This window comes from unidentified bacterial endosymbiont (assembly GCF_918797525.1).
GTDB lineage: Bacteria > Pseudomonadota > Gammaproteobacteria > Enterobacterales > Enterobacteriaceae > Enterobacter.
In genome coordinates, this window is record NZ_OU963893.1 from 2,733,669 (window position 1) to 2,759,984 (window position 26,316).

At 51.5% G+C, this 26,316-nt stretch carries 25 protein-coding genes, 4 pseudogenes and 1 other annotated feature; of the genes and pseudogenes, 18 read left to right on the forward strand and 11 right to left on the reverse strand.

Annotation, left to right across the window (positions count from 1 at the left end; translation table 11 throughout):
* Positions 1-111: 111 nt before the first annotated feature.
* A pseudogene (locus NL510_RS13080) lies at positions 112-273 on the reverse strand (hypothetical protein); the annotation flags it as partial.
* A gap of 171 nt (positions 274-444) precedes the next feature.
* Between NL510_RS13080 and NL510_RS13085 the strand changes: the two are divergent.
* Complete coding sequence (locus NL510_RS13085; protein WP_301308605.1) at positions 445-1,881, forward strand: FAD/NAD(P)-binding protein; 1,437 nt, start codon at positions 445-447, stop codon at positions 1,879-1,881.
* A 156-nt stretch (positions 1,882-2,037) separates the two neighbouring features.
* Here the strand turns inward: NL510_RS13085 and NL510_RS13090 are convergent.
* Together NL510_RS13090 and NL510_RS13095 are read right to left on the reverse strand one after the other, a co-directional pair.
* Positions 2,038-2,340 (reverse strand): annotated as a pseudogene (locus tag NL510_RS13090) (Tn3 family transposase); the annotation flags it as partial.
* Between the two features lie 395 nt (positions 2,341-2,735).
* A complete protein-coding gene (locus NL510_RS13095) occupies positions 2,736-2,993 on the reverse strand; it encodes a hypothetical protein (protein ID WP_253377329.1) in 258 nt (85 codons plus the stop codon).
* A 63-nt stretch (positions 2,994-3,056) separates the two neighbouring features.
* Here NL510_RS13095 and NL510_RS13100 point away from each other — a divergent pair, with 63 nt between their 5' ends.
* On the forward strand, positions 3,057-3,719 hold the full coding sequence (locus NL510_RS13100) for a Fe2+-dependent dioxygenase (protein ID WP_253377331.1): 663 nt from the start codon (positions 3,057-3,059) through the stop codon (positions 3,717-3,719).
* Positions 3,720-4,010: 291 nt separating this feature from the next.
* A pseudogene (locus NL510_RS13105) lies at positions 4,011-4,695 on the forward strand (IS6 family transposase).
* A gap of 81 nt (positions 4,696-4,776) precedes the next feature.
* Here NL510_RS13105 and NL510_RS13110 read toward each other — a convergent pair.
* Together NL510_RS13110 and rnm are read right to left on the reverse strand one after the other, a co-directional pair.
* Positions 4,777-5,397 carry an L-threonylcarbamoyladenylate synthase gene (locus tag NL510_RS13110; RefSeq protein ID WP_253377334.1) on the reverse strand — a complete coding sequence of 207 codons (621 nt, stop codon included), beginning with the start codon at positions 5,395-5,397 and terminating at the stop codon, positions 4,777-4,779.
* Positions 5,394-6,275 carry an RNase RNM gene (gene rnm, locus NL510_RS13115; protein WP_253377336.1) on the reverse strand — a complete coding sequence of 294 codons (882 nt, stop codon included), beginning with the start codon at positions 6,273-6,275 and terminating at the stop codon, positions 5,394-5,396. The genes NL510_RS13110 and rnm overlap by 4 nt, the downstream gene beginning before the upstream one ends.
* A gap of 160 nt (positions 6,276-6,435) precedes the next feature.
* Positions 6,436-6,530, forward strand: a sequence feature (Trp leader region).
* 23 nt (positions 6,531-6,553) lie between these two features.
* On the opposite strand from rnm, the gene NL510_RS13120 reads away from it, so the two are divergent.
* The 7 genes from NL510_RS13120 to yedF all read left to right on the forward strand — a co-directional run bounded on the left by NL510_RS13120 (position 6,554) and on the right by yedF (position 14,976).
* The gene (locus tag NL510_RS13120) at positions 6,554-8,116 is read left to right on the forward strand and encodes an anthranilate synthase component 1 (protein ID WP_253377338.1); all 1,563 of its coding nucleotides are present in this window, start codon (positions 6,554-6,556) and stop codon (positions 8,114-8,116) included.
* Positions 8,116-9,711, forward strand: coding sequence for a bifunctional anthranilate synthase glutamate amidotransferase component TrpG/anthranilate phosphoribosyltransferase TrpD (gene trpD / locus NL510_RS13125; protein ID WP_253377340.1), 1,596 nt, complete (start codon positions 8,116-8,118; stop codon positions 9,709-9,711). The genes NL510_RS13120 and trpD overlap by 1 nt, the downstream gene beginning before the upstream one ends.
* A gap of 3 nt (positions 9,712-9,714) precedes the next feature.
* A complete protein-coding gene (trpCF, locus tag NL510_RS13130) occupies positions 9,715-11,073 on the forward strand; it encodes a bifunctional indole-3-glycerol-phosphate synthase TrpC/phosphoribosylanthranilate isomerase TrpF (RefSeq protein WP_253377342.1) in 1,359 nt (452 codons plus the stop codon).
* Positions 11,074-11,083: 10 nt separating this feature from the next.
* Positions 11,084-12,277, forward strand: a complete 1,194-nt coding sequence (gene trpB / locus NL510_RS13135) for a tryptophan synthase subunit beta (RefSeq protein ID WP_253377344.1) — start codon at positions 11,084-11,086, stop codon at positions 12,275-12,277.
* The gene (trpA, locus tag NL510_RS13140; protein ID WP_253377346.1) at positions 12,277-13,086 is read left to right on the forward strand and encodes a tryptophan synthase subunit alpha; all 810 of its coding nucleotides are present in this window, start codon (positions 12,277-12,279) and stop codon (positions 13,084-13,086) included. The genes trpB and trpA overlap by 1 nt, the downstream gene beginning before the upstream one ends.
* A gap of 448 nt (positions 13,087-13,534) precedes the next feature.
* Positions 13,535-14,746, forward strand: a complete 1,212-nt coding sequence (gene yedE / locus NL510_RS13145; protein WP_253377348.1) for a selenium metabolism membrane protein YedE/FdhT — start codon at positions 13,535-13,537, stop codon at positions 14,744-14,746.
* Positions 14,743-14,976 carry a sulfurtransferase-like selenium metabolism protein YedF gene (gene yedF / locus NL510_RS13150; RefSeq protein ID WP_253377350.1) on the forward strand — a complete coding sequence of 78 codons (234 nt, stop codon included), beginning with the start codon at positions 14,743-14,745 and terminating at the stop codon, positions 14,974-14,976. Before yedE ends, yedF begins: the two co-directional genes overlap by 4 nt.
* A 59-nt stretch (positions 14,977-15,035) precedes the next feature.
* On the opposite strand, the gene ompW is transcribed toward yedF, so the two are convergent.
* A complete protein-coding gene (gene ompW, locus NL510_RS13155; RefSeq protein WP_253377352.1) occupies positions 15,036-15,668 on the reverse strand; it encodes an outer membrane protein OmpW in 633 nt (210 codons plus the stop codon).
* A gap of 190 nt (positions 15,669-15,858) precedes the next feature.
* Here ompW and NL510_RS13160 point away from each other — a divergent pair.
* The 5 genes and pseudogenes from NL510_RS13160 to yciA all read left to right on the forward strand — a co-directional run.
* A pseudogene (locus NL510_RS13160) lies at positions 15,859-15,939 on the forward strand (YkgJ family cysteine cluster protein); the annotation flags it as partial.
* Positions 15,940-15,964: 25 nt separating this feature from the next.
* The gene (locus tag NL510_RS13165) at positions 15,965-16,708 is read left to right on the forward strand and encodes a YciC family protein (protein ID WP_253377354.1); all 744 of its coding nucleotides are present in this window, start codon (positions 15,965-15,967) and stop codon (positions 16,706-16,708) included.
* A 54-nt stretch (positions 16,709-16,762) separates the two neighbouring features.
* Positions 16,763-17,302 carry a septation protein A gene (locus NL510_RS13170; RefSeq protein ID WP_253377356.1) on the forward strand — a complete coding sequence of 180 codons (540 nt, stop codon included), beginning with the start codon at positions 16,763-16,765 and terminating at the stop codon, positions 17,300-17,302.
* Positions 17,303-17,480: 178 nt separating this feature from the next.
* Positions 17,481-19,667, forward strand: coding sequence for a TonB-dependent siderophore receptor (locus tag NL510_RS13175; RefSeq protein WP_253377358.1), 2,187 nt, complete (start codon positions 17,481-17,483; stop codon positions 19,665-19,667).
* A 96-nt stretch (positions 19,668-19,763) separates the two neighbouring features.
* Positions 19,764-20,159 carry an acyl-CoA thioester hydrolase YciA gene (yciA, locus tag NL510_RS13180; protein ID WP_253377360.1) on the forward strand — a complete coding sequence of 132 codons (396 nt, stop codon included), beginning with the start codon at positions 19,764-19,766 and terminating at the stop codon, positions 20,157-20,159.
* Positions 20,160-20,197: 38 nt separating this feature from the next.
* On the opposite strand, the gene tonB is transcribed toward yciA, so the two are convergent.
* Entirely contained in the window at positions 20,198-20,914 is a 717-nt protein-coding gene (tonB, locus tag NL510_RS13185; protein WP_253384901.1) for a TonB system transport protein TonB, read from the reverse strand.
* A 221-nt stretch (positions 20,915-21,135) separates the two neighbouring features.
* Between tonB and NL510_RS13190 the strand changes: the two genes are divergently transcribed.
* On the forward strand, positions 21,136-21,432 hold the full coding sequence (locus NL510_RS13190; RefSeq protein WP_253377362.1) for a YciI family protein: 297 nt from the start codon (positions 21,136-21,138) through the stop codon (positions 21,430-21,432).
* A 253-nt stretch (positions 21,433-21,685) separates the two neighbouring features.
* Here the strand turns inward: NL510_RS13190 and NL510_RS13195 are convergent, their stop codons facing one another.
* From NL510_RS13195 to NL510_RS13205, 4 genes are all read right to left on the reverse strand, one after another.
* Positions 21,686-22,735: a hypothetical protein gene (locus NL510_RS13195; RefSeq protein ID WP_253377364.1), complete on the reverse strand. Its 1,050-nt coding sequence runs from the start codon at positions 22,733-22,735 to the stop codon at positions 21,686-21,688.
* A gap of 541 nt (positions 22,736-23,276) precedes the next feature.
* Positions 23,277-23,912 (reverse strand): leucine efflux protein LeuE, encoded by a 636-nt coding sequence (gene leuE, locus NL510_RS13200; RefSeq protein ID WP_253377372.1) that lies wholly within the window; start codon positions 23,910-23,912, stop codon positions 23,277-23,279.
* 11 nt (positions 23,913-23,923) lie between these two features.
* Entirely contained in the window at positions 23,924-24,052 is a 129-nt protein-coding gene (locus NL510_RS22900) for a KPN_01571 family protein (protein WP_366518878.1), read from the reverse strand.
* A gap of 120 nt (positions 24,053-24,172) precedes the next feature.
* Positions 24,173-24,346, reverse strand: coding sequence for a YciY family protein (locus NL510_RS13205; RefSeq protein ID WP_253377375.1), 174 nt, complete (start codon positions 24,344-24,346; stop codon positions 24,173-24,175).
* A 143-nt stretch (positions 24,347-24,489) separates the two neighbouring features.
* Here NL510_RS13205 and cls point away from each other — a divergent pair, with 143 nt between their 5' ends.
* Positions 24,490-25,950, forward strand: a complete 1,461-nt coding sequence (gene cls, locus NL510_RS13210) for a cardiolipin synthase (RefSeq protein ID WP_253377384.1) — start codon at positions 24,490-24,492, stop codon at positions 25,948-25,950.
* 33 nt (positions 25,951-25,983) lie between these two features.
* Complete coding sequence (locus NL510_RS13215) at positions 25,984-26,313, forward strand: HI1450 family dsDNA-mimic protein (protein WP_003856748.1); 330 nt, start codon at positions 25,984-25,986, stop codon at positions 26,311-26,313.
* Positions 26,314-26,316: the final 3 nt, after the last annotated feature.

Genomic DNA, 26,316 nt, shown 5'->3' on the forward strand with positions numbered 1-26,316 from the left:
GTTGATTTCCGGTTGAAAAAAATCAGGCACCGGATGGTGCGGAATCTTAAGGCCGTCACGCGACCTGACTCTCTTTCGTTTTTGCTGGGTTATCCTGTGGGGGCTGGGTGCTCAGTGATGCCTGAATACAAGTGGGTGTCGGAAATTTAGACGGTTCCGGCGTAGAACCCCAAAAGCCTGTGCCTCTCTGCTGTTCTGATTTTTCTGGTTGTCCAGCTTCACTCTCCCGATATTTTTCAGGACTGTCTGCCAGTGGTCGACTGCCTGCTGCCGGTTGATCTTACCCAGCAATAGTGGACACGCGACTAAGTGAGTAAACTCTCAACCAGAGGTGACTCACATGACAAAACCTGCATCAACCCTTAACTCTTTATCTATAATTGTAATTGACAGCGTTGAGAGTGGGAGTAAGCATGAATAATAAAGTTGTACATCTTGCAATTGTTGGCGGGGGGGGCTGCCGCCGTGGCAACATTTATTTCCGCTGTAAAGCAGCGGGCTGCCGATATTATTTATATTATTGAACCTAAAGTCATTGGCCCTGGCATAGCTTTTTCTTCTCTTGATGATGATATATTATGCAATACATCGGTTGGTATCATGTCAATAGTTTACGACCAGCAAAATGATTTCCTGGAATATTTAAAAGAATGTGGTATTGATGCCACGCGTGATTCTTATGTATCACGCTCATTAGTAGGAAAATATCTAAACAGAAAATTTTTGCATTACAGAGACATTGCAAGAAAGAATGGAGTCAAAGTGTTTCAAATTCATGATGAATTTAAATCATTAAAAAGAATTGGGCATTGTAAATACATTATTAATTTTTGTAATCCACTCACTCAGAAGATTAATGTTACAGATGTTATTTTCTGTACTGGATACGGTAAACCCAAGCTACCTAATGTATTGATTCCGTATAGGGAAATAGATACTCTTGTTTGCTGCCCTTATCCAGAGAAAGACATGCTGAAAAGAGTGAAATATCTTAGTCGAATCCTTGTTATTGGTAGCAAACTATCAGCAGTTGATAGCGCTATATTGCTCGGTCGGGAGGGGCATGAGGTTACAATGATATCACCATCCGGCGAATTAGCAAGTGTACGGAGCCGCTTTATACGAATAAATAAAAACATAGAATTTAAGAATCTAATGAAAATCATGACCGAATGGGATTTACGAGAGAAAAATTGTGTTTTTTGGACGCCAAAGCACGCATTTCTAAGATTTGTACTTCGAACACTTTCAACGGAAACATTGTCATCATGGAAATTACAATTTTCATTCCTAAATAATTATAAAGACATCTTAAAAGAAGAAATATTTATCGCTAAAAACGGAAATGCTTTATGGCAAGATCTCCTTGCTGATTTTGCATTTGCCATTAACGAATTTTATATAAATAATAACTCATCCGACTTACCGAAAGAAATAAAGGAGATCATTCATCGCTATATTACAGGATTAGCCTTACCTAACGCAAAAAAAATACTCATGCTTATTGATGCTAAAAAGTTGCATGTTCGAAAAGGAACGTTAAAGCATGTTCATTTAAATCCATCATGGAGTGTTGACTGGGGAGAGGGTGTTGAACAATTCGATGCAATTGTGCTAGCAACAGGCTTTTACTTACCTTCTTTTATATTAAATCTCAATAATGAGTTAGAGATTGATACCGAAGAGAAAAATAAAACAAGCGCAATAAAAATAACAAATTTGTTATCAATAAAACATCCCGACTGGAATGAAAATGAGAGCATATGGTTTGTTGGTCCTCCAGCTCATACCAGAATTCCATTACCAAACGCAATGTTCATAATAGTTTCCATTGCCGAGCAAGTTATTTCAGGTATAAAACGCCTTACAGCATTCCGATGATAATTATTACCTTCATTTGAACGGTATCAACTGAAGGAGCTATCAGGCTTAAACATCGATTCTCCAGTTACACTACGCTGCTGCAAAGTTCGTGATGATAAAGACTTAAGAGTTATTGGGAGCCGCTTGGAAAACGGAAAACATCCTACACCAAGCCTATTTTTTGTACAGACTGCTATCTACTGAGCGTAACGAAAGGTATTTTGCCTGTCCCAGTTTGAGGTTTGTTCTCCAGACGTAATCCCCGCTCAGATTGATTTGTTCCCATCCCAGCGGTGACAGATGGGTAATCAGTTGCTCATTAATCGGGATCCCTTTCCGTCTCGATGAATTTATCGCTCTTTCTATATATACCGTATTCCACAGCGAGATCGCCGCAGTCAGCAATGTCAGCCCACTGGCCCGGTAACTCTGGTTTTCCAGTCCCCGATCTCTGATTTCCCCCAGTAGGTGCACAAAGGAGTCAGTTTGGATATCGGAAATTATTGTACATTAAGCCTATGTTTTGAACTGCTCTCAATGCAAAAATAAGAAAGCCGCCAGATGGCGGCTTTCACGCATAAACTCAAATGAGTTTTTGAGTTTACACTCAATTACTCATTTTCACTTAACCATGCGTCGGTTAACTGGGGTCAATTTGGAGATCGGAAAATCGGTTTATAGACAGCAGTGTCTATTAAAGCCATTTAGCGATAACAAAACACTATTTTGAGTTTATTTTCCAGTGTCCACAATGTTTTGATTTATCCGAAAAATAACTTAACGTGAGAAACCGTTCCGATGGGCGCCGAACCCCAAAAACATCCTTAGCGTAGGATATTTTCGTTTTCCAAGCTGCCCCCCAGAATGCATGTTCATCTGCCTTCATGTTCGCCACCTTCGTGTTCACCGCCTTCGTGTTCACCGCCTTCGTGTTCCCCGCCTTCGTATTCACCGCCTTCGTGTTCACCACCTTCGTGTTCCCCGCCTTCGTATTCACCGCCTTCGTACTCACCATGCAGGTCACTAATCGGGTGGACTCCGGTTCGGCTATCTTGGGTAGCAGCAAGAGCAGCCTGTCCCGACTGCGCCATGACAAAAATACCCACGCCAATCCATAATTTCATACGCATACTGAATGTCCCTTCAATGTTATCATTACCATCCCTAAGGATTGCTTCGGAAAAGGATTATACATGCTGGTTATGATAGCCGATTTACTAAGCGCAAATGAAGTGAGCCATCTTTGCGAGAAAATGCGTCATGTTAATTATGTTGATGGTCGTACGACTGCCGGACGTGAGGCACGGCCTGTGAAACAGAACAAGCAGGTTTCCCGTACCGATCCGCAGCTGGTAGAAATGCAAAAACTCATCCGGGATCGGCTGATGGGTAATGACCTGTTCCGTATGGCTGTCCGGCCAAAAACCATAGTCCCCCCCCTTTTCAGCAGCTATGAACAGGGCATGGCATATGGAAGCCATGTTGATAACTCGATTATGAAAGGGGTGCGTACTGACGTTTCTGTGACCATTTTCCTTTCTGAACCTGACCAGTATGAAGGCGGTGAGCTGGTGATCGAGTCCACTGCCGGTGAGCAGGAGATAAAGCTGGCTGCAGGTTCTGCTGTAACTTATCCCACGACGGCCCTGCACCGGGTTGCGCCTGTCGTGTCAGGTGAGCGTTTAGCTGCAGTCACCTGGGTTCGTAGCTTTGTGCGGGACGCTGCTCAGCGCGAAATACTTTTCGATCTGGACACCGCCCGCCACAGATTATTTGCTCAGTTAGGAAAAACATCAGAGATGGATCTGCTGGCAAAAACGCAGTCAAACCTACTTCGACGTTGGGTTGAGGATTAAGTTAAATATCATTCATACTCGAAATTCCGAAAGGTTTGAAGGGCATTAAGGGGGCAGTGACGAACTGTACTGATGGCCAATGCAGTGATAGGGTTTTGATGCTCAGTGGAACGAAAACTCTCGTTATTACGTCTGGCGAACAAACCTCAAACTGGGACAGGCAAAATACCTTTCGTTACGCTCAGCAGATAACAGTCTGTACAAAAAACAGGTTTGCGTAGGATATTTGGTTCTGTCGAATTAAGAAAAGGTCAGGTAACATGCTGTTTTTTCTTACGATACTGCCTGAGCATACCTCTGATACGAAGATCCTTCAAATGCCTGCATTATCCCACCGGGATCATTGCTCAGTGTGTCCGCTGGTATCTGGCTTATGCCCTGAGCCTGCGCAATCTTGAGAAGATGATGGCTGAGCGGGGTATCACCGTCGATCACTCCACGCTTCACCGGTGGATTATCCGGCTGGTACCTCTGCTGGATAAAGCGTTCCGCCGGTATAAAGGTTCTGTGGCACGCCGGTGGCGAATGGATGAAACTCACATAAAAGTCAGGGGGAAGTGGAAATATCTGTACCGGGCCGTCGATACCTCAGGCCAGACTGTCGACTTTTTGCTGACCGCTAAACGGGTTGCGGCCGCCGCGCTATGCTTCTTTCGCAAGGCCATTCGTAATCACGGCGAACCTGAGAGGGTGACCATCGACAAAAGCGGCGCCAATACGGCAGCGCTGGCCACACTTAATGCCGGTAAACCTGATAAAGAAACTATCACCATCAGACAGAGTAAATACCTTAACAACTTGGTTGAGAAATATCCAACGACGAATATGGCTGATGTTGGGGTTTAAAACGTTTCGGTGTGCGCAGACAATATTGGCAGGCATTGAGCTGATTAATATCATACGCAAAGGGCAACTTCAGCATCCGGACGGAGATGGATTGTCTCCTGCAGACCAGTTTTACCTGCTGACTGCCTGAAAAAGTGGCAACGTACTTTCGACAGCACGCTGGTCTTAGTGCGACAGAACCAGACCCTCTCCCCTTACTTATCATTACCCTTTACAGGAAAGGCTTGACATCACCCGCACCTTCACGGATCACTTCTGGCGCATCTTCGGTTAAATCAATCACGGTGGTGGGCTGCTGACCGAGGTAACCGCCGTGGATAATCAGCTCAACCACCTTCTCCAGACGATCTTTGATCTCTTCCGGGTCAGACTCGGTAAATTCGCTCCCGGGCAGCATCAACGAGGTAGACAGCATCGGTTCACCGAGGATTTCCAGCAACGCCTGGGCAATCGGATTAGACGGTACGCGCATCCCGATGGTCTTGCGTTTTTCCTGCAGCAGACGGCGCGGCACCTCTTTCGTCCCTTTCAGGATGAAGGTGTAATTACCGGGTGTGTTATTTTTGATCAGCCGAAACGCCACGTTATCAACATAGGCATAGGTCGACAGCTCGGACAGATCCCGGCACATCAGCGTAAAGTTATGCCCGTCTGGCAGTTGACGGATGCGGCAAATACGTTCCATCGCCCCTTTGTCTTCAATTTTACAGCCCAGCGCATAGCCGGAATCGGTCGGATAGACGATAACGCCACCTTTTCGCACGATCTCCACGGCCTGGTTAATCAAACGCGGCTGCGGGTTATCCGGATGGATATAAAAAAACTGGCTCATACTTCCCTCTCTTCAATTTGCTGCGGCTGTTCCCAGAGCTGCCAGACAGGCTCAACGCCAGCCGGTAACCAAAGCTTACGCCCCAGTTCGATCCACGCGCAGGGCTGATGAAAATCAGAGCCCTGCGATCCCAGCAAGCCATAATGACGGGCGTAAGCTGCGAGCTGCGAGCGCTCATTGGGAGCCTGCTGACACTGGGCGACCTCCATCGCTTCACCGCCGCATTCGGCAAAGTGCGCAAGCAATCTTTTCAGCCATTTAGCCGAAAGGTTATACCGCCCGGGATGCGCCAGCACCGCCTTTCCGCCAGAATGATGAATCACATCAATAGCTTGTTTTATTGTACACCACTGTGGCGGAACGTATCCGGTTTTCCCGCGCGCAAGATACCGTTTAAAAACGTCCGCCATCGTGGTCGCCTTGCCCGCCGCCACCAGAAAACGGGCAAAATGGCCTCGCGTGACCGCCCCACCCTGCGCCAGCTTGCGTGCGCCTTCCAGCGCGCCAGGGATCTGTGCCTTTTCCAGACGTTCGCCAATCTGCTCGGCACGCTGGTTGCGACGCATTTTTTGTTCTTGCAAAAATGCGAGCATTGCCGGATGGTCTATATCAATATTCAGGCCAACAATATGAATTTCATGGTTTTCCCAAAGCGTTGAGATCTCGACGCCGGAAATCAGATCCAGCGCCAGCCCGCTACGGGCAATCTCGGCGCGCGCGGCAGGAATGGCGTCTGTCGTATCGTGATCGGTTATCGCCAGCGTGCCGACTCGCATTTCAACGGCGCGATGCACTAACGCTTCAGGCGTCAGCAGACCATCAGAAGCCTGAGTGTGGCTGTGTAAATCATAAATTATGGCGTAGGTGGTTTCGCTCAAAGCACTTCCCGTCACAGACTGGAGACGTCAAAAAAACCCATGATACCTTTCTGGAATGAAATTATGAAATCAAGGGTTGACAATCGGCGAACGAACCAGTTAACTAGTACATAAGTTCACACGAGAAAGGTATCTGGAAATGACGACATATTTTGCTCTGCACGGTGGGTGGCGCACGTCCTGATTAACGGGCAGTGTCACGCGTCTGCGAAATGCAACCAGATACCCGGCCCGCTCCCAAGCGGGCTTTTTTTTGAACAGAATACGAGAACACTCTAATGCAAACCGCCAAGCCACACCTTGAACTGCTGGCCCGTGAGGCCGCCTACCGTCACAACCCAACCGCGCTGTTTCATCAGCTCTGCGGCGCCCGACCGGCCACGTTGTTACTGGAATCTGCCGATATTGACAGCAAGGACGATCTGAAAAGCCTCCTGTTAGTCGATAGCGCACTGCGCATTACCGCACTGGGAGACACCGTTACCATCAAGGCATTATCTGCAAACGGGGCGTCACTGCTGCCACTGCTGGATACCGCGCTGCCTGCTGGCGTCGGGAATGACCATCACCCACAGATGCGCGTCCTGCATTTTCCGCCGGTCAGCCAACTGCTTGATGAAGACGCCCGCCTTTGTTCTCTCTCCGTATTCGATGCCTTCCGCCTGCTGCAAAACCTGGTGACTGTGCCTGAAGACGAACGCGAAGCGATGTTCTTCGGCGGGCTGTTTGCCTACGACCTGGTTGCCGGGTTTGAAGAATTGCCGGAAACCGAACAGGGCAACCGCTGTCCGGATTACTGCTTTTATCTGGCGGAAACCCTGCTGGTTATCGACCATCAGAAAAAATACACCCGCATTCAGGCAAGCCTGTTCACACCGTCTGCACCTGAAAAAGATCGCCTCGAAAACCGCATCGCTCAACTGCAGCAACAGATGACCGAAGTGCCGCCCGCACTGCCGGTGCAGCGTGTTGAAGAGATGACGTGCGACGTTAATCAGAGTGATGATCGGTTCGGCGCCGTCGTTCGTCAGATGCAAAAAGCGATTCGCGCCGGAGAAATTTTCCAGGTTGTTCCATCTCGTCGCTTCTCGCTGCCATGCCCGTCGCCGCTGGCCGCGTATGACGTTCTGAAAAAGAGCAACCCAAGCCCGTACATGTTCTTTATGCAGGACAACGATTTCACCCTGTTTGGCGCATCACCGGAAAGTTCGCTGAAATACGATGCTACCAACCGCCAGATTGAGATCTACCCGATTGCCGGAACGCGCCCGCGCGGGCGTCGTGCCGATGGAACGCTGGATCGCGACCTTGACAGCCGTATCGAACTGGAAATGCGTACTGACCACAAAGAGTTGTCCGAGCATCTGATGCTGGTCGATCTGGCGCGTAACGATCTGGCCCGCATTTGTACTCCAGGCAGCCGCTACGTGGCGGATTTGACCAAAGTGGATCGCTACTCTTTTGTGATGCACCTGGTCTCGCGCGTGGTGGGTGAACTACGCAGCGATCTCGACGTACTGCACGCCTACCGCGCCTGCATGAACATGGGCACCCTGAGCGGTGCGCCAAAAGTCCGCGCGATGCAGTTGATCGCCGCTGCTGAAGGACAGCGTCGCGGTAGCTACGGCGGCGCGGTAGGTTATTTCACCGCTCACGGCGACCTTGATACCTGCATCGTGATCCGCTCCGCCTACGTAGAAGACGGAATTGCCACCGTCCAGGCGGGCGCAGGAATTGTTCTTGATTCTGTTCCGCAGTCCGAGGCTGACGAAACGCGCAGTAAAGCCCGCGCGGTATTACGCGCCATCGCTAGCGCACACCATGCACAGGAGATTTTCTGATGGCTGACATTCTGCTGCTCGATAATATCGACTCCTTTACCTATAACCTGGCAGATCAGCTGCGTGCGAACGGCCACGATGTCGTCATTTACCGCAACCATGTTCCGGCCCAGACGCTGATTGACCGTCTGGCTACCATGCAAAACCCGGTATTAATGCTCTCCCCAGGGCCGGGCGCGCCAGGTGAAGCGGGCTGTATGCCTGAATTGCTGACCCGCATACGCGGCAAGCTGCCTGTCATCGGCATCTGTCTTGGACATCAGGCGATCGTCGAAGCTTACGGTGGCTACGTTGGTCAGGCGGGAGAAATTCTGCACGGTAAAGCCTCCAGCATTGAACATGACGGCCAGGCGATGTTTGCCGGGCTGCCTAACCCGCTCCCGGTGGCGCGTTATCATTCGCTGGTCGGGAGCAATATTCCGGCCGGGTTGACCATTAACGCCTCGTTTGAAGGCATGGTGATGGCGGTACGTCATGATACGGATCGCGTATGCGGTCTGCAGTTCCACCCGGAATCTATTTTAACGTCCAACGGTGCCCGTCTGCTGGAGCAAACCCTCGACTGGGCGTTACAGAAACTGGAGCAGACTAACACCCTGCAGCCAATTCTGGAAAAACTGTATCAGGCACAAACCCTGAGCCAGCAGGAGAGCCACCAGCTCTTCTGTGCCGTGGTGCGCGGCGAACTGAAACCTGAGCAACTGGCTGCCGCACTGGTGAGCATGAAAGTGCGTGGCGAAAGTCCGCAGGAGATTGCCGGCGCCGCTACCGCCCTGCTGGAAAACGCCGCGCCCTTCCCGCGTCCGGAGTATCGGTTTGCCGATATCGTGGGTACCGGCGGTGACGGCAGCAACAGCATTAATATTTCAACCGCCAGCGCGTTCGTGGCGGCAGCATGTGGAATGAAGGTGGCAAAACACGGCAACCGCAGCGTCTCCAGCCGTTCCGGATCGTCCGATCTGCTGGCCGCCTTTGGTATTAATCTGGATATGAATGCCGAACGTTCCCGGGAAGCGCTGGATGACCTGGGCGTATGTTTCCTGTTCGCGCCGAAATATCACACCGGTTTTCGGCACGCGATGCCGGTTCGCCAGCAGCTAAAAACCCGCACGCTGTTTAACGTCCTCGGCCCGTTGATTAACCCGGCGCATCCGCCGCTGGCGCTGATCGGCGTGTATAGCCCGGAACTGGTGCTGCCGATTGCAGAAACGCTGCGCGTACTGGGTTACACGCGCGCCGCCGTAGTACACAGCGGCGGCATGGATGAAGTGTCCCTTCACGCGCCCACGCTGGTTGCCGAGCTGAACAAGGGGGAAATTCTGAGTTACCAGCTCGACGCCTCCGACTTCGGGTTGACCCCTTATCACCAGGACGCGCTGGCAGGCGGTACGCCTGAAGAAAACCGTGACATTCTCACGCGCTTATTACAAGGTAAAGGTGAGGCCGCACATGAGGCCGCCGTTGCGGCTAACGTCTCTATGTTAATGCGTTTACACGGCGAGGAAGACCTCAAGGCCAACGCACAAAAAGTTCTGGACGTACTGCGCTCTGGCGCAGCTTACGATCGCGTTACCGCACTTGCGGCAAGAGGGTAAACAATGCAGACCGTTTTAGCGAAAATCATTGCCGATAAGGCCATCTGGGTGGAAGCCCGCAAGCAGCAACAGCCGCTGGCCAGTTTCCAGAACGAGGTGGTCCCGAGTACACGCCGTTTCTATGATGCCCTGCAGGGCGCGCGCACCGCGTTTATTCTTGAGTGCAAAAAAGCCTCCCCGTCCAAAGGCGTGATCCGCGACGATTTCGACCCGGCGAGAATTGCCGGTATCTACAAGCACCATGCGTCAGCCATTTCAGTGCTCACGGATGAGAAATATTTCCAGGGCAGCTTCGATTTTCTGCCCATCGTCAGCGGCATCGCCCCACAGCCAATATTGTGTAAAGACTTTATTATCGACGCCTATCAGATTTGGCTGGCACGTTTTTACCAGGCCGATGCCTGCCTGCTGATGCTCTCGGTGCTCAATGACGAACAGTATCGCCAGCTCGCTGCCGTGGCCCACAGCCTGAATATGGGCGTGTTAACCGAGGTCAGCAACGAAGAGGAGCTGGCGCGCGCCATCGGGCTGCAGGCCAAAGTGGTCGGCATTAACAACCGCGACCTGCGCGATCTGTCGATTGACCTCAACCGCACGCGCCAGCTTGCGCCGCGTCTGGGCGCGAGCGTCACGGTGATCAGCGAATCCGGGATTAACCGCTACGCTCAGGTGCGCGAGCTTAGCCACTTTGCTAACGGTTTCCTGATCGGTTCCGCGATGATGGAACACGACGATCTTAATGCGGCCGTGCGCCGCGTGCTGTTAGGTGAGAACAAAGTCTGCGGCTTGACCCGTGAAAAGGATGCGCAGGCCGCGTATGAAGCGGGCGCAATCTATGGCGGTCTGATCTTTGTTGATTCATCTCCTCGTGCAGTTAATGAGGAACAGGCGCGAAAGGTGATCGCGGCTGCCCCACTCAGCTATGTGGGCGTGTTTCGCAATGCGGAAATCAACGACATTGCGGCAAAAGTGGACGTGTTATCCCTGAGCGCAGTTCAACTGCATGGCGATGAAGATCAAGCGTATATCGATGCTCTGCGAAATGTTCTGGCGCCTCAGATTCAGATCTGGAAAGCGCAAAGCGTCGGTGACACCCTCCCCGCGCGTAATCTGGACCACGTTGATAAATACGTACTCGACAATGGCCAGGGCGGCACAGGCCAGCGTTTTGACTGGTCGCAGCTCAAGGGTGAAGCGCTGGACAACGTCCTGCTGGCGGGCGGATTAAGCCCGGATAACTGTGTAGAAGCCGCCAAAGCTGGCTGCGCAGGCCTCGATTTCAATTCAGGCGTAGAGTCTCAACCGGGTATCAAAGATGCCAGCAAGCTGGCCTCGGTATTTAAAACTCTGCGTGCATATTAAGGAACAGAAGATGACGACATTACTAAATCCGTATTTTGGTGAGTTCGGCGGTATGTACGTACCGCAAATCCTGATGCCCGCCCTGCGCCAGCTGGAAGAAGCCTTTGTAAGCGCACAGAAGGATCCGGCGTTTCAGGCTGAATTTACCGACCTGCTTAAAAACTACGCGGGCCGTCCCACGGCGTTAACTAAATGCCGTAACCTGACTGAGGGCAGCAAAACCACGCTGTATCTGAAGCGTGAAGACCTGCTGCACGGTGGCGCGCACAAAACCAACCAGGTATTGGGCCAGGCGCTGCTCGCTAAACGCATGGGCAAAACCGAAATCATCGCCGAAACCGGCGCGGGTCAGCACGGTGTGGCGTCGGCCCTCGCCAGCGCCCTGCTGGGGCTAAAATGCCGCATCTATATGGGGGCCAAAGACGTTGAACGTCAGTCACCAAACGTGTTCCGCATGCGTCTGATGGGTGCAGAGGTGATCCCGGTGCACAGCGGTTCCGCAACGCTTAAAGATGCCTGTAACGAAGCACTGCGTGACTGGTCCGGAAGCTACGACTCCGCACACTACATGCTCGGAACTGCCGCAGGGCCGCACCCGTTCCCGACCATCGTGCGTGAATTCCAGCGTATGATCGGAGAAGAGACCAAAGCGCAGATCCTTGAAAAAGAGGGGCGCCTGCCGGATGCGGTTATCGCCTGTGTGGGCGGGGGATCTAACGCAATTGGCATGTTTGCCGACTTTATTGAGGACACCCAGGTTGGCCTGATTGGCGTGGAGCCTGCCGGGCACGGAATTGAATCCGGTGAACACGGCGCGCCGCTAAAGCATGGTCGCGTGGGTATTTACTTCGGCATGAAGTCGCCAATGATGCAGACAGATGAAGGTCAGATTGAGGAGTCCTACTCAATTTCTGCCGGCCTGGATTTCCCGTCAGTCGGCCCACAACACGCCCATCTCAACAGCACCGGCCGGGCAGAATATGTCTCCATTACCGATGACGAAGCGCTGGACGCGTTTAAGACGCTGTGCCGTCACGAAGGGATTATTCCGGCGCTGGAGTCATCGCATGCCCTGGCGCATGCGCTGAAAATGATTAAAGAAAATCCGGAAAAAGAGCAACTGCTGGTGGTTAATCTTTCCGGTCGCGGTGATAAAGATATCTTCACCGTTCATGACATTCTGAAAGCACGAGGGGAAATCTGATGGAACGCTATGAAAACGCATTTGCACAATTGCACGCACGCCAGGAAGGCGCGTTTGTTCCCTTCGTAACCCTGGGCGATCCGGGCCCGGAGCAGTCACTGAAAATCATCGACACCCTGATTGAAGCCGGGGCTGATGCGCTGGAGTTAGGTATTCCGTTCTCTGACCCGCTGGCGGACGGTCCTACCATTCAGAATGCCACCCTGCGCGCGTTTGCGGCGGGCGTGACGCCGACCCAGTGTTTCGAGATGCTGGCTGCGATCCGTCAGAAGCACCCGACCATTCCGATTGGCCTGCTGATGTACGCCAACCTGGTCTTCAGCCGGGGTATTGATGCGTTTTATGCCGAGTGTGCGCGTACAGGGGTTGATTCGGTGCTGGTGGCCGACGTGCCGGTTGAAGAGTCTGCCCCTTTCCGGCAGGCGGCAATGCGACACAACGTGGCGCCGATTTTTATCTGCCCACCCAATGCGGATGATGCACTGCTGCGCCAGATTGCCTCCTACGGTCGAGGGTATACCTACCTTCTGTCTCGTGCGGGCGTGACGGGCGCGGAAAACAAAGCGGCGCTTCCGCTGCATCATTTGGTTGAGAAACTGGCCGAGTATCATGCCGCGCCTGCGCTGCAAGGCTTTGGCATCTCCTCTCCCGAGCAGGTCGCTGCGGCTATTGATGCGAAAGCGGCCGGTGCGATTTCCGGCTCGGCTATTGTCAATATCATTGAGAAGAACGTTGATAAACCTGCACAAATGCTGGCTGACCTGAGAGCGTTCGTGACCGTAATGAAAGCGGCGACGCGTAAAGCGTAATCAATCTGACCGTCTGGTACGCTCACCAGACGGTTCTTCCCCTTTTACGCTGTCGGCGTATGCAATCTTCCCTAAAATAACCGTTTAAAAGGAGTAGCCTGACCTCGCGGATAATTCCAACTTTCCGCCGTCCAATGGCGACGAGGCCAGTGGCGCGGGATGATATAGATATCAGTGAGTTGGTAATTAGCTGTAAGTGCTTAATCAGGTTGTTCTTACAGGCCACTGTTGATCTGCGCTTTACCGCCAGATTTATGCCCCCCCCTTGCAGATGCAAATCAGTTCCGGGGCCGCGCTGGCGTTCGGCGAGCGGCACGGTTTAATGACAAAGGTCATAAAAAAGGGAGGTATTGTGCAGAAATGTTTGGCAAAGGTTTTGGAGTAACAAAAAAAATTATATATTCCTGGCCGTTAAATTCACACACCTTCTGAGTTCAGAGGCATCGTCATGACATGGCACCCTTTCAAGCAGACTTACCTGATTAAGTTCTGGTCACCCGTTCCGGCAGTCATCGCTACGGGGATCCTGTCCACTTACTATTTTGGCATTACCGGCACCTTCTGGGCCGTCACCGGCGAATTCACCCGCTGGGGTGGTCAGCTTTTGCAGCTGGCAGGCGTGCATACTGAAGAGTGGGGTTATTTTAAGCTTATTCATTTAGACGGCACGCCGCTGACCCGCATCGACGGGATGATGATTATCGGTATGTTCGGCGGTTGTTTCGCTGCCGCGCTGTGGGCGAACAACGTTAAGCTGAGAATGCCCAAAAGCCGTATACGCATTATCCAGGCCGTGGCGGGCGGCATCATAGCCGGGTTTGGCGCGCGCCTGGCGATGGGCTGTAACCTTGCCGCTTTCTTTACCGGCATTCCGCAGTTTTCGTTGCACGCATGGTTCTTTGCCGTCGCCACCGCCATTGGCTCTTACTTTGGCGCCAGATTCACGCTGCTGCCGCTGTTCCGGATTCCGGTTAAGGTGGTTAAAGTTAGCGCGGCATCACCACTGACACAAAAACCGGCCCAGGCTCGTCGCCGTTTTCGCTTGGGTATGCTGGTCTTTTTCGCCATGATCGCGTGGGCGATTTGTACCGCGCTGAACCAGCCCAAACTGGGGTTAGCAATGTTGTTTGGCGTCGGCTTTGGCCTGCTTATCGAACGCGCGCAAATCTGCTTTACCTCTGCGTTTCGCGATATGTGGATAACCGGGCGTACCATGATGGCAAAAGCCATTATCGCGGGCATGGCCGCCAGTGCGATCGGCATCTTTAGCTACGTGCAGCTTGGCGTTGAGCCAAAAATCATGTGGGCGGGCCCGAATGCGGTGATTGGCGGGCTGCTGTTTGGTTTCGGCATTGTGCTGGCGGGTGGTTGCGAAACGGGCTGGATGTATCGCGCCGTGGAAGGACAGGTACATTACTGGTGGGTCGGGCTCGGGAACGTGATTGGCTCGACGATCCTTGCGTACTACTGGGACGATTTATCTCCCGCACTGGCTACCAACTGGGACAAGATCAACCTGCTGAACAGCTTCGGTCCGCTCGGAGGTCTGCTGGTTACCTACGCCCTGCTATTGGTCGCATTTTTACTGGTTATAGCACAAGAGAAACGTTTCTTTCGCCGTGCCGCTGTCAAATCTGAACGCCAGGAGTATACCGCATGAAAGAGATTGTGCCTGACTATCGTCTTGATATGGTAGGCGAACCCTGCCCTTACCCGGCCGTTGCCACGCTTGAAGCGCTGCCTCAGCTCAAAAAAGGCGAGATTCTGGAAGTGGTGAGCGATTGCCCGCAGTCGATAAATACTATTCCGCTGGATGCGGAGAATCACGGGTATAGCGTACTGGATATTCAGCAGGATGGGCCAACTATTCGCTATCTTATCCAGAAGTAACATTATCCCTTAAACACAAGAAAACTGGCCGTCGCGCGCGGCCAGTTTTCCGGGCCCTGTCAGAAACGATAGCCCGCCGAGAACATAAATACCCACGGATCCAGACGGGTACTGATGCTCTGCTGCTCGCCGCCCGCCTTAAAGCGCACGTCGGTGTCAATATCCATATACCAGACCGAGGCGTTGATTAACCAGTCGCGGTTGATCAGATAATCCAGACCAACCTGCCCCGCCATCCCCCAGGAGTCTTTGAGACTGAGATCGGATAACCCTGCCGCTTTACCGGTATCATTAAATTTCTCATCGAAGAACGTGGTGTAGTTTACGCCAGCACCGATATAGGGGCGTACCTTGCTGCTGGAATCACCAAAGTACCATTGAGCCATCAGCGTTGGCGGTAAATGGTGTACCGTGGCGATATCCCCGGTCGGCCCCAGGCCAACGCGATGACGGAAAGGCGTCGCCGCCAGAAGCTCAATACCCAGATTGTCCGTCGCCATGTAACTAAACGTTAACCCAAGCTGGGTATTGTTACTGACGTTAAAACCGCCCATTCCCAGCACGCTATCGGAGCCTTCAGTAGGTCGAACCGTTGCCGTACCGGCACGAATAAAGAACTCCCCTGCTTCATGCGCGTAAGCGCCACCAGAAATACTGCTCAAGATAAGGGCTGCCACCGCTAATTTTTTCATATCCGCTCCATCGTTGTGGTTTTGATAGCGGGGGCAATATACTCACAAATGGGCAATAAGTGATCTAACAGAGATCACATAAAAACCAGTAAGTTAACATTCATTGATCTGGGTTAATTTTTGTAAGCGAAACACAGGACATCAGCTTGTATCTGGATCAATTTCTCAATCGCGCGGACGATCAACCCGGCTTTACAAAGATATGCTTTTCCATACAAGCCTTGATGCTGCCACGGCAGCGTTATCCGGTGTACAATTACCGGCTTATTAACACCTGCAATACTCAAGGAGAGTGCATGTCTATCACGGCGAAGTCTGTCTACCGTGACACGGGAAATTTTTTCCGCAATCAGTTCATTACCTTTTTACTGATCGCGTTGCTATGCGCCTTCATCACGGTGGTGCTAGGTCATGCCTTCTCACCCAATGAAGAGCAGATTGCCACCCTGAGCCAGGGCGACCACCTTGCAGGTAGCGCCGGGTTATTTGAACTGGTGCAGAACATGACGCCGGAGCAGCAACAGATTCTGCTGCGAGCCTCTGCGGCATCGACCTTTTCAGGCCTGATCGGTAATGCTGTTCTGGCAGGCGGCATTCTGCTGATGATCCAGCTCATTTCTGCTGGTCATCGTGTGAGTGCCTTACGTGCCATCGGGGCCAGCGCTCCCGTACTGCCAAAGCTGTTTATCCTCATCTTTTTAACCACTTTGCTGGTACAAATGGGGATTATGCTGGTTGTGGTGCCGGGTGTATTACTGGCTATCGTGCTCTCCTTCGCCCCGATCATGGTTGTTCAGGACAAAATGGGCATTTTCACCGCGATGCGCAGCAGTATGCGACTGGCGTGGGCGAATATGCGCCTGGTCGCCCCCGCCGTGATTGGCTGGCTGCTTGCTAAAACGCTCCTGCTGCTGTTTGCGCCAAACTTTGCCGTGTTGACGCCGAATGTCGGCGCGGTGGTGGCCAATACGCTGAGCAACCTGATTTCAGCGGTTCTGCTGGTTTATCTGTTCCGCCTGTACATGCTAATTCGTCAGTAATCCTGCAGGTGGGGGCATCGCTGCGCCCATCCGCACTCAAAATGGAATCACAGAATGAAGCAGTTTCTTGATTTTTTACCGCTCGTGGTCTTTTTTGCGTTTTATAAGCTGTATGACATTTATGCCGCCACGATGGCGTTAATCGTCGCGACGGCCATCGTGCTGATCTACAGCTGGGTCCGCTATCGTAAAGTCGAAAAAATGGCGCTGATTACGTTCGCCCTGGTGGCGGTATTCGGTGGGTTGACCCTGTTCTTCCACAATGATGAATTCATCAAGTGGAAGGTCACCGTGATTTACGGTCTGTTTGCTGGTGCATTGCTTATTAGCCAGTGGGTGATGAAAAAACCGCTGATCCAGCGCATGTTGGGCAAAGAGCTGACGCTGCCGCAGGCGGTGTGGTCTCGCCTGAATATCGCCTGGGCCGTGTTCTTTATCCTGTGTGGCCTGGCGAACATCTATATTGCGTTCTGGCTACCGCAGAATATCTGGGTCAACTTTAAAGTTTTCGGCCTGACGGCGCTGACCCTGATCTTCACGCTGTTGAGCGGCGTGTATATCTATCGACACATGCCGCAGGATGAAAAACAGTAAGCCTTTCCGGCCAGATCGCCCTGCGTTCTGGCCTTTTCACCTCTTTTCACATTTTCCCATCGTCTCTGCAAAAATGTCTGAATCATGAAGATTTTGTGAAGATTGCCTTCACTTTATTGTAATGAGAATCACTATCATTAATATTCTTCATCGCATTTTAACAAATGGAAATGAGTTGATGAATAACATAATAAGATTCGCCCCCGCTTCACTTACGTTGGCCATTCTTGCGGCATTAAGCCACAGCACGCACGCAGCGGAAGAAACGCTTGCTGATGGCGAAACCATGGTTGTTCAGGCAACGGCCGAAGAGGCCCTTAAACAGCAGCCTGGCGTATCCGTCATTACGGCTAAAGACATCGAAAAAGATCCCCCGGTTAACGATCTTTCCGACATCATTCGCAAAATGCCTGGCGTAAACCTGACCGGTAACAGCGCAACCGGTAACCGGGGCAATAATCGCCAGATCGACATTCGTGGCATGGGCCCGGAAAATACCCTTATTTTGATTGATGGCGTTCCGGTGACATCCCGCAACGCGGTCCGCTATAGCTGGCGTGGCGAGCGTGATACCCGTGGTGATAGCAACTGGGTCCCGCCTGAGATGGTCGAGCGTATTGAGGTTCTTCGTGGCCCTGCGGCGGCACGATATGGTTCCGGCGCGGCGGGTGGTGTCGTCAACATCATCACCAAACGTCCCACCAATGAGTGGCACGGCTCACTTTCGCTGTACACTAATCAGCCCGAAAACGATAAAGAGGGTGCGACCAACCGTGCCAACTTTGATATTAATGGCCCACTGGCGGGCGACGCGCTGACCATGCGTCTTTACGGAAATATCAACAAAACCGATGCCGATGCGCAGGACATTAACACGGCGCAAAACGGCTCTTACGCCGCAGGTCGTGAGGGCGTACGTAATAAAGATATTAATACCCTGCTCTCGTGGAAGCTCACGCCGCAGCAAATTGTCGATTTTGATTATGCCTACAGCCGTCAGGGTAATATCTACGCAGGCGATACCCAGTACAGCAATAGTAACGTCAGTCCTGACGGGCTGGTCTCATCACTCTACGGCCATGAAACGAACCGTATGTACCGTCAGTCTTACGGTTTGACGCACAACGGCATCTGGGACTGGGGACAATCCAAATTCGGCGTCTATTACGAAAAAACCAACAACACCCGTCTGGAGGAAGGCTCCACAGGGAGAGTTGAGGGGATGATTAACAGCGACAAGTATGACACCAGCCGGCTCCACTCTTACCGGAGTACGGGAGAGCTGAATATTCCGCTGTTCTGGCTGGTTGATCAGACCCTCACGCTTGGCGCGGAGTGGAATCGCGACGAGTTAAACGATCCGGCCTCAATGCAGGCAACCAATGCGTCAGGCGACATCATAAACGGGGTTTCCGGCACTGCGTCCGAGCGGAACAGCAAAAATAGCGCAGACCTCACCGGTATCTATCTTGAAGATAATATTGAAGCCCGTCAGGGCACTAACCTCATCCCGGGGATCCGTTTCGACTACCATAATCAGTTTGGCAGTAACTGGAGCCCAAGCCTTAACGTCTCTCAGGATCTTGGGGAGATGTTCAAGGTTAAAGCCGGTATCGCGCGGGTGTTTAAAGCGCCAAACCTGTACCAGTCCAGCGAGGGTTATCTGCTTTCAACCCGTGGCAATGGCTGCCCAAACACCATCGCTACCGGCAGTTGCTATTTGCTGGGTAATCCGGATCTTGACCCGGAAGTGAGCGTCAATAAAGAGATCGGCCTGGCGTTTGCGCTTGATGGCTATGAGGCGGGAATAACGTGGTTCCGCAATGATTACAAAAATAAGATCGTCGCGGGCACCAATGTGTTGGGCAACACCAGCAGCGGCGCGAACATCCTGCAGTGGGAAAATGGCGGAAAAGCCGTGGTTGAAGGGCTGGAAGGTAACCTGACCGTACCGGTTATCCGCGATACCCTGACCTGGCGCACCAACGCAACCTATATGATCCAGTCGGAGAATAAAGACACCGGTAATCCGTTGTCCATTATCCCGAAATACACCGTGAATACGATGCTCGACTGGGAGGTCAACAGCAAGTTTTCTGCCAACGTAAACTGGACGCTGTATGGCCGTCAGAAGCCGCGAGAATATTCGGAAACGCGTAACGAAACAGGTGTGATGTCAGAGCGAGAAGTGGGTGCGTATTCCATCGTCGGCATTGGCAGCAACTATCAACTGACGAAGAGCCTGCGCCTCAATGCCGGTATCAGCAACCTCTTTGATAAGCAGATTTACCGTGAAAACGACGGCGCCTCGACCTATAACGAACCGGGCCGGGCCTATTACGCTGGCGTAACGCTCTCCTTTTGAGCCTAAGTGCCCGCTATGCGGGCGCTTTCCACTATTCTCACCGGCTGAAAATCATAGTAGCATCCCGCCTGAAGTCTTCAGTTACGAGTTAAAATAATGACAACAAACGACGCCCCTCAGGGCGAACTGGTATTACGCACACTGGCAATGCCCGCTGACACCAATGCCAATGGCGATATTTTTGGCGGCTGGTTGATGTCGCAGATGGATATGGGCGGTGCCATTCTGGCGAAAGAGATAGCACATGGCCGCGTGGTAACCGTCCGGGTAGATGGAATGACCTTCCTGCGTCCGGTAGCGGTGGGTGATGTGGTCTGCTGCTATGCGCGCTGTGTCAAACGCGGCAATACGTCGATTTCCATCAATATTGAAGTGTGGGTGAAGAAGGTCTCTTCTGAACCCATCGGCCAGCGTTATAAAGCCACGGAAGCGTTGTTCATCTATGTGGCGGTCGATAACGTGGGTAAGCCGCGTCAGCTTCCTGAGACGTGATCCTCTGTCGTAAAAAAGCCTCCATGCGGAGGCTTCATTCATTCCATCTGTGCCCCGCCGTTGAGGCGGAAAACAATATTCACTATCAGCCCGTTGCCTGGCTTACCGGCTTCATAACGCCATTTGCGCATCGCAGATTTCACCTCGCGCTCGAACATATTTGAAGGCTGAGCCGATAGCACTTCAACGTTTTCCACGCGTCCCTCCGACGTGACGTCAAATTTCACCCGTACGCGGCCTTCAATACGTAGCGCCTGAGCACGCGCCGGATAGATTGGTTGGTTACGGCTGAGCGCACGTGGCCCAGCAGGCGCGGTAACTGTCGGCTTCGCGACCGTCGCCGCGTTATTCATTAACGGGCGAGAAGGCGCTGCGTTGTCAGCAGTTTGCATGGCGCGTGGTTCAACCGGACGCGTTTCACGTTTCGGACGCTCCTCGACTTTTTTCACCGGTTTTGGCTTAGGCTTAGGTTTAGGCTTAGGTTTGTGGATCACCACCGGGGCCTCTTTGGGAGATTCCGGAATCGGCTCGGGTTCTGGCTCAGGCTCAGCAACTGGCTGTGGCGGCGGAGGTGCAACCTGCGGCGGCTCAAGATCCGATGGCGATACCATGGTCACAGAAATTGGCTGCGCGGGCGCGGGCGTTTCAATAACCTGATGAACCGAGGTATAGAGCAAACCCGCCACAACAGCACCGTGAATAACGACAGAAAGCAGCGTCGGCCAGGGAAAGCGGCGAGGAAAATCAAGGGTCATCGAAGTCATAATCATCAACGTTAAAAAACCGAGCCCTGATTTTAAATGCAAATAGCAATCATAATCAATAAGACACTTTGTTCTGACGCAATTAAAGCGCAAGAGAGACCAAAAAAGTGGCTGTCAGATCAGGGTTTTAACAATGATTATATCTTTACATTGCAGTCATTTCTGCTTTCACATAACGTAAATGACACTTTTAACGGTTAAGGAGCTTCACCGTGCTTTACGTGATTTATTCTGAAGATAACGCCGATTCCCTTGATAAACGCCTTTCAGTTCGGGCTGCCCATCTGGCCCGCCTGCAGTTGTTGCAGGATGAAGGCCGACTGCTGACGGCTGGCCCCATGCCTGCGGTAGACAGTAACGATCCGGGCGCTGCAGGTTTTTCTGGCTCCACGGTAATTGCAGAATTTGAATCTCTGGAAACGGCGCAGTCGTGGGCCGACGCGGACCCCTACGTTGCGGCAGGCGTGTACGCAACAGTGACTGTTCGTCCGTATAAAAAAGTATTTTGAGGCACAATGGCTCCGCAAGGAGCCTCTTTGACAGGGCAATCACGTAGGCCTGAGGCGGGTAAACTGCTGCTCTGTAAGTAGACGCTCACGCCCTGAGCTAAATTCTCAGCATCGATCGCCAACTACCTACGATCCTGTTGTTCATCGCCACTGTTTTTACGGCCCTGATAAAGGGCTTACTAACCTGACGGTTAGTGTTAATTTCATGCAGGATGAATGTCAACCGACCGAAACGCTGAATAAATCGCCGTTACTATTTTCCCGCTTTTCGAAACATAGCAGGCAGCGTTCTCACGATGCTACGGCTGAGACTGGTGTCTGATTTTGCCTTCTCCAGCTCTACCGTCGTTTGGCCTTTTTCGAGGATAAAGTTTCTTTCCGTTTTCGATAACGCGTCAATGGATAATTTTAAGCCTTCGGGGTTGTTGGTGATAAATGAAAACTCTACGGCTGCGAGCTTTGACTCTACGTTAGTGAGTTCATTTTGAAAATATTTTATCTCTGACAAACCATCCCGATAGAGGCGTAAGAAGAAATAGGCAAAAACTTCAATAAATAAAACCAGCGAAACCCGGGGAACAACGGGAAGAATTAAATTTTTTAAGAATTTACCATTTGAGCACTCCTGACAGGCGAGTTGCTTTAATAAATCTGATGTTGTCACCATCGACACGGTTGACCACAATAAATATAACCCTCCTGCAGTAATCGACATGCCGATAAGGAGATTGATATTTGATCGAAGTCTTAGATCGGCAATTTCCCTTCTTAACCTCATGACGATATCTTTCGATGACTGGACTAATTTTTCAAAGCCCAGGCTCTCTTTGATATTTTCCCGAAGCGTGTGCGCCTGGTGCTCGAAAATGGTTTTGATGGCCTCTTCGCTGGTCTGAGCTACGGCACCCTCTATAATCGCCTTTCGCTCTTCCTCGCTGAGTCCTTTATTTGATTGTTCAACTTCAACCTTTCTTTTCAATTCTGCAATTAATGCTGTATTGAACTGCCGCTGTAACGCCAACTCCCGGATAGTTTTCTCTAATTCAGGTGAGTCGTATCTTTCCGGAGCCTCTTTGGCTCCGGACTGTAAATATATAAATGAGAAAGAAACCACGGATATAAAGAGAAACAGGATGGGCAAAGAGGATCTCGCCAGGTTTACGCTCAGAACATAACTAAAATAATAATTAAATGTTTCTGAAGCAAATGAGAGTAGCGCAAACAGACCACTCAAAAACCCAAAGATCATTAATAAACGTTTATTTAAAAAAATCCGGCAATATAATTTTAAGAGTTTATGCATAAGACCATCGCTTATGTGAAATTAACAGGGCAAAAACATCCTACTCGCAGATGGAAATAGATGATATTTTATCTTATATTTTACCGAACCTGTAGTTATTAAACAAAGAAATAAAGGGAATTTTGCTGTCCCATTATATACCCATAAGACACATATTTAGACTCATGCGACGTAAGGGCCTGGTTGCGTCACTGCCACCGTTGGCGAACGTTGAATACTGATTAATGCAGAAAGCCCGTCGTTTACTCGCCGCACCTGAGAGCGCCTTTATGACTCATCCTGCTTCAGGCGCGACTCATAACGCGGAACACGTGGTCGATTCAGTAAATCATTTGCTTAAAGAACGACGACACGACGCCGCAAGGCTTTACCCGCCACGCTAGCCCTGGCTGGCAATGAATAAAAACATCGCAGAAGTAACATAAAAAACCGACAATCTTTGATGCCGGTTTCGTGGCCGCTCAGTCTGAGCTGATATAGCGAAAATGTGACAACTCGGAGTCATGAAGCTTATCAGCCGAACAACACCGCTGCCCCTTGCTCAATGCAGCGATGCCAGTCTCGCCGCAAACCCTACAAAAAGCAGCCCTATCAACCCATTACCCAGTGTTGCCAGTTTCTTTTTGGTTTTCAGGTAACGCGTAACAAATGCCCCAGAGAAAATCAGGAAGCTCATATACATAAAGCTAATTAGCTCAAGCGTGGTGGCGAGGATCAGAAAAGAGGTGCCGGTATTTTCCGCGCGCACATCAATAAACTGTACGAAGAACGAAACGTAAAACAGGATCGCTTTTGGGTTCGTCAGGCTCAACACCAGTGAACGCTTCATGATCATGCTGGCCGGTTCGGTTCCGTTCGCGTGCGCGCTACTCTGGCGAGTGATAACCGACCACAGCATTTTCCCGCCCAGCCATAGCAGATAGAATGCCCCTAAATAGCGGACGATATTAAATAAGACAGGCGTAGTCTGGATTAACGCGGCTACACCCGCCCAGGCCAGGAACATGAGTACCGCATCACCGATGAACACACCACTCGCGGCCAGGTAGCCTTTTTTAACACCATGGCCAATCCCGGTTTTTAGCACAAACAGGGTATTTGGCCCAGGCACCAGTACGATAAAAAACGCGCCGACAACATAGGTCCAAAAATTCAGTACACCAAATTCCGCAAACACGTCTCCTCCTTTTAGTGAAATAACTGCAGTAGCCCTTTAACGAGGTCACCCGCCAATGTGGATAAAGAGGACAGCCCTAAGTTTTCCCTAAGCGCATCCACTGTTAATAGCACAATAAATATCCAAAGGTATGGATTCATTTTCGGTAAAATTCATATCATCAGGAGGCGACATTCTAGCGCGGAATCAGTGTGGGGGAGAGTGCGAAAGTTGATAGCCTTAAAATATACAATGGGCACCTTACGGTGCCCTAATGTTTTTCAGAAGTCCTGGACCGCGAACAACAACGCGTTACGGTGTCTGTTAAGGCTACACTTTCTGATGGCGTGTATACGCATATTGCGGCGGGATTGTGCTTCCAGCCAACGAGCCTTACGACGGCTCACCTGTCGCAACATGCGCCAGCGCCCTACTTCTGTTCTACTGCGCTTCATGTTTACAACTCATTCTCTGACAGAGCCCTCATTATAAACCCAACCCAGCGGCACACCAGCGCTTTTATCTGGCGTTTTTATTTGCCAGATGATTCCTGATGCGTACACTCTTAACAATACGCTTTCAAAAGGATTTTTTAACCATGACAACCTTCTACACCGTGGTGAGTTGGCTGGTCATTCTGGGATACTGGCTAATCATCGCAGGTGTGACATTACGTATTCTGATGAAGCGCAGAGCTGTTCCCTCTGCCATGGCCTGGCTGCTCATTATCTACATCCTGCCGCTGGTGGGTATTATTGCCTATCTCTCTTTCGGTGAACTTCACCTGGGTAAGCGACGCGCCGAACGCGCCCGCGCCATGTGGCCATCGACGGCCAAATGGCTAAATGACCTTAAAGCCTGCAACCATATCTTTGCCGAGGAAAACAGTAGCGTCGCCTCTTCGCTCTTTAAGCTCTGCGAGCGTCGCCAGGGCATTGGCGGAGTGAAAGGCAACCAGCTTCAGTTACTGACCTCAACCGATGATGTTATGCAGGCGCTCATCCGCGATATTCAACTGGCACGCCATAATATCGAGATGGTGTTCTATATCTGGCAGCCCGGCGGGATGGCAGACCAGGTGGCAGAGTCGCTGATGGCCGCCGCGCGCCGCGGCATTCATTGCCGCCTGATGCTGGACTCCGCTGGCAGCGTCGCCTTTTTCCGCAGCCCCTGGGCGGGTATGATGCGCAATGCCGGTATCGAAGTGGTCGAGGCGCTAAAGGTTAATCTGCTGCGCGTATTTCTGCGACGCATGGACCTGCGTCAGCATCGTAAAATGATCTTGATTGACAACTATATTGCCTATACCGGCAGTATGAATATGGTGGATCCTCGCTTTTTTAAACAGGATTCCGGTGTTGGACAATGGGTTGATCTGATGGCGAGGATGGAAGGCCCCATCGCCACCTCTATGGGGATCGTCTACTCCTGCGACTGGGAAATAGAAACCGGTAAGCGGATCCTCCCGCCACCGCCTGATGGCAACATCATGCCGTTTGAAGAGGCCAGCGGTCATACCATCCACACTATCGCTTCAGGTCCGGGCTTTCCGGAAGATTTGATTCATCAGGCATTGCTCACCGCCGCCTACTCGGCGCGTGAATATCTAATAATGACCACGCCCTACTTCGTGCCAAGCGACGACCTGCTTCATGCTATCTGCACCGCCGCACAGCGTGGCGTGGATGTCAGCATCATTATGCCGCGCAAAAATGACTCGCTGTTGGTGGGATGGGCCAGCCGCGCGTTCTTTAGCGAACTGCTGGCGGCCGGGGTGAAAATTTACCAGTTTGAGGGCGGCCTGTTGCATACCAAGAGCGTGCTGGTCGACGGCGAGCTGAGCCTTGTCGGAACCGTTAACCTCGATATGCGCAGCCTGTGGCTTAATTTTGAAATCACGCTGGTCATTGACGACGCCGGATTCGGCGGCGATCTGGCGGCGGTACAGGACGATTATATCTCCCGCTCGCGTCTGCTTGACGCCCGGCTGTGGATGAAACGCCCTCTGTGGCAGAGAATTACCGAACGACTGTTTTACTTCTTTAGTCCGTTGCTGTAAAACGTGCCCAACGATGTTAAACAGGTAGTCATCATGGAAATGGATCTGAACAATCGCCTGACAGAAGACGAAACGCTTGAGCAGGCCTATGACATTTTTCTCGAACTGGCGGTTGATAACCTCGATCCGGCAGACGTGATCCTCTTCAACCTGCAGTTCGAGGAGCGCGGCGGTGCCGAACTGTTCGACCCTGCGGAAGACTGGGCTGAACACGTTGATTTCGATCTTAATCCTGATTTCTTTGCCGAAGTGGTCATTGGCCTGGCAGATGAAGACGGCGGTGAAATCAACGACATTTTCGCCCGCGTGTTGCTGTGTCGGGAAAAAGATCACAAGCTGTGCCATATTCTCTGGCGCGAATAATAC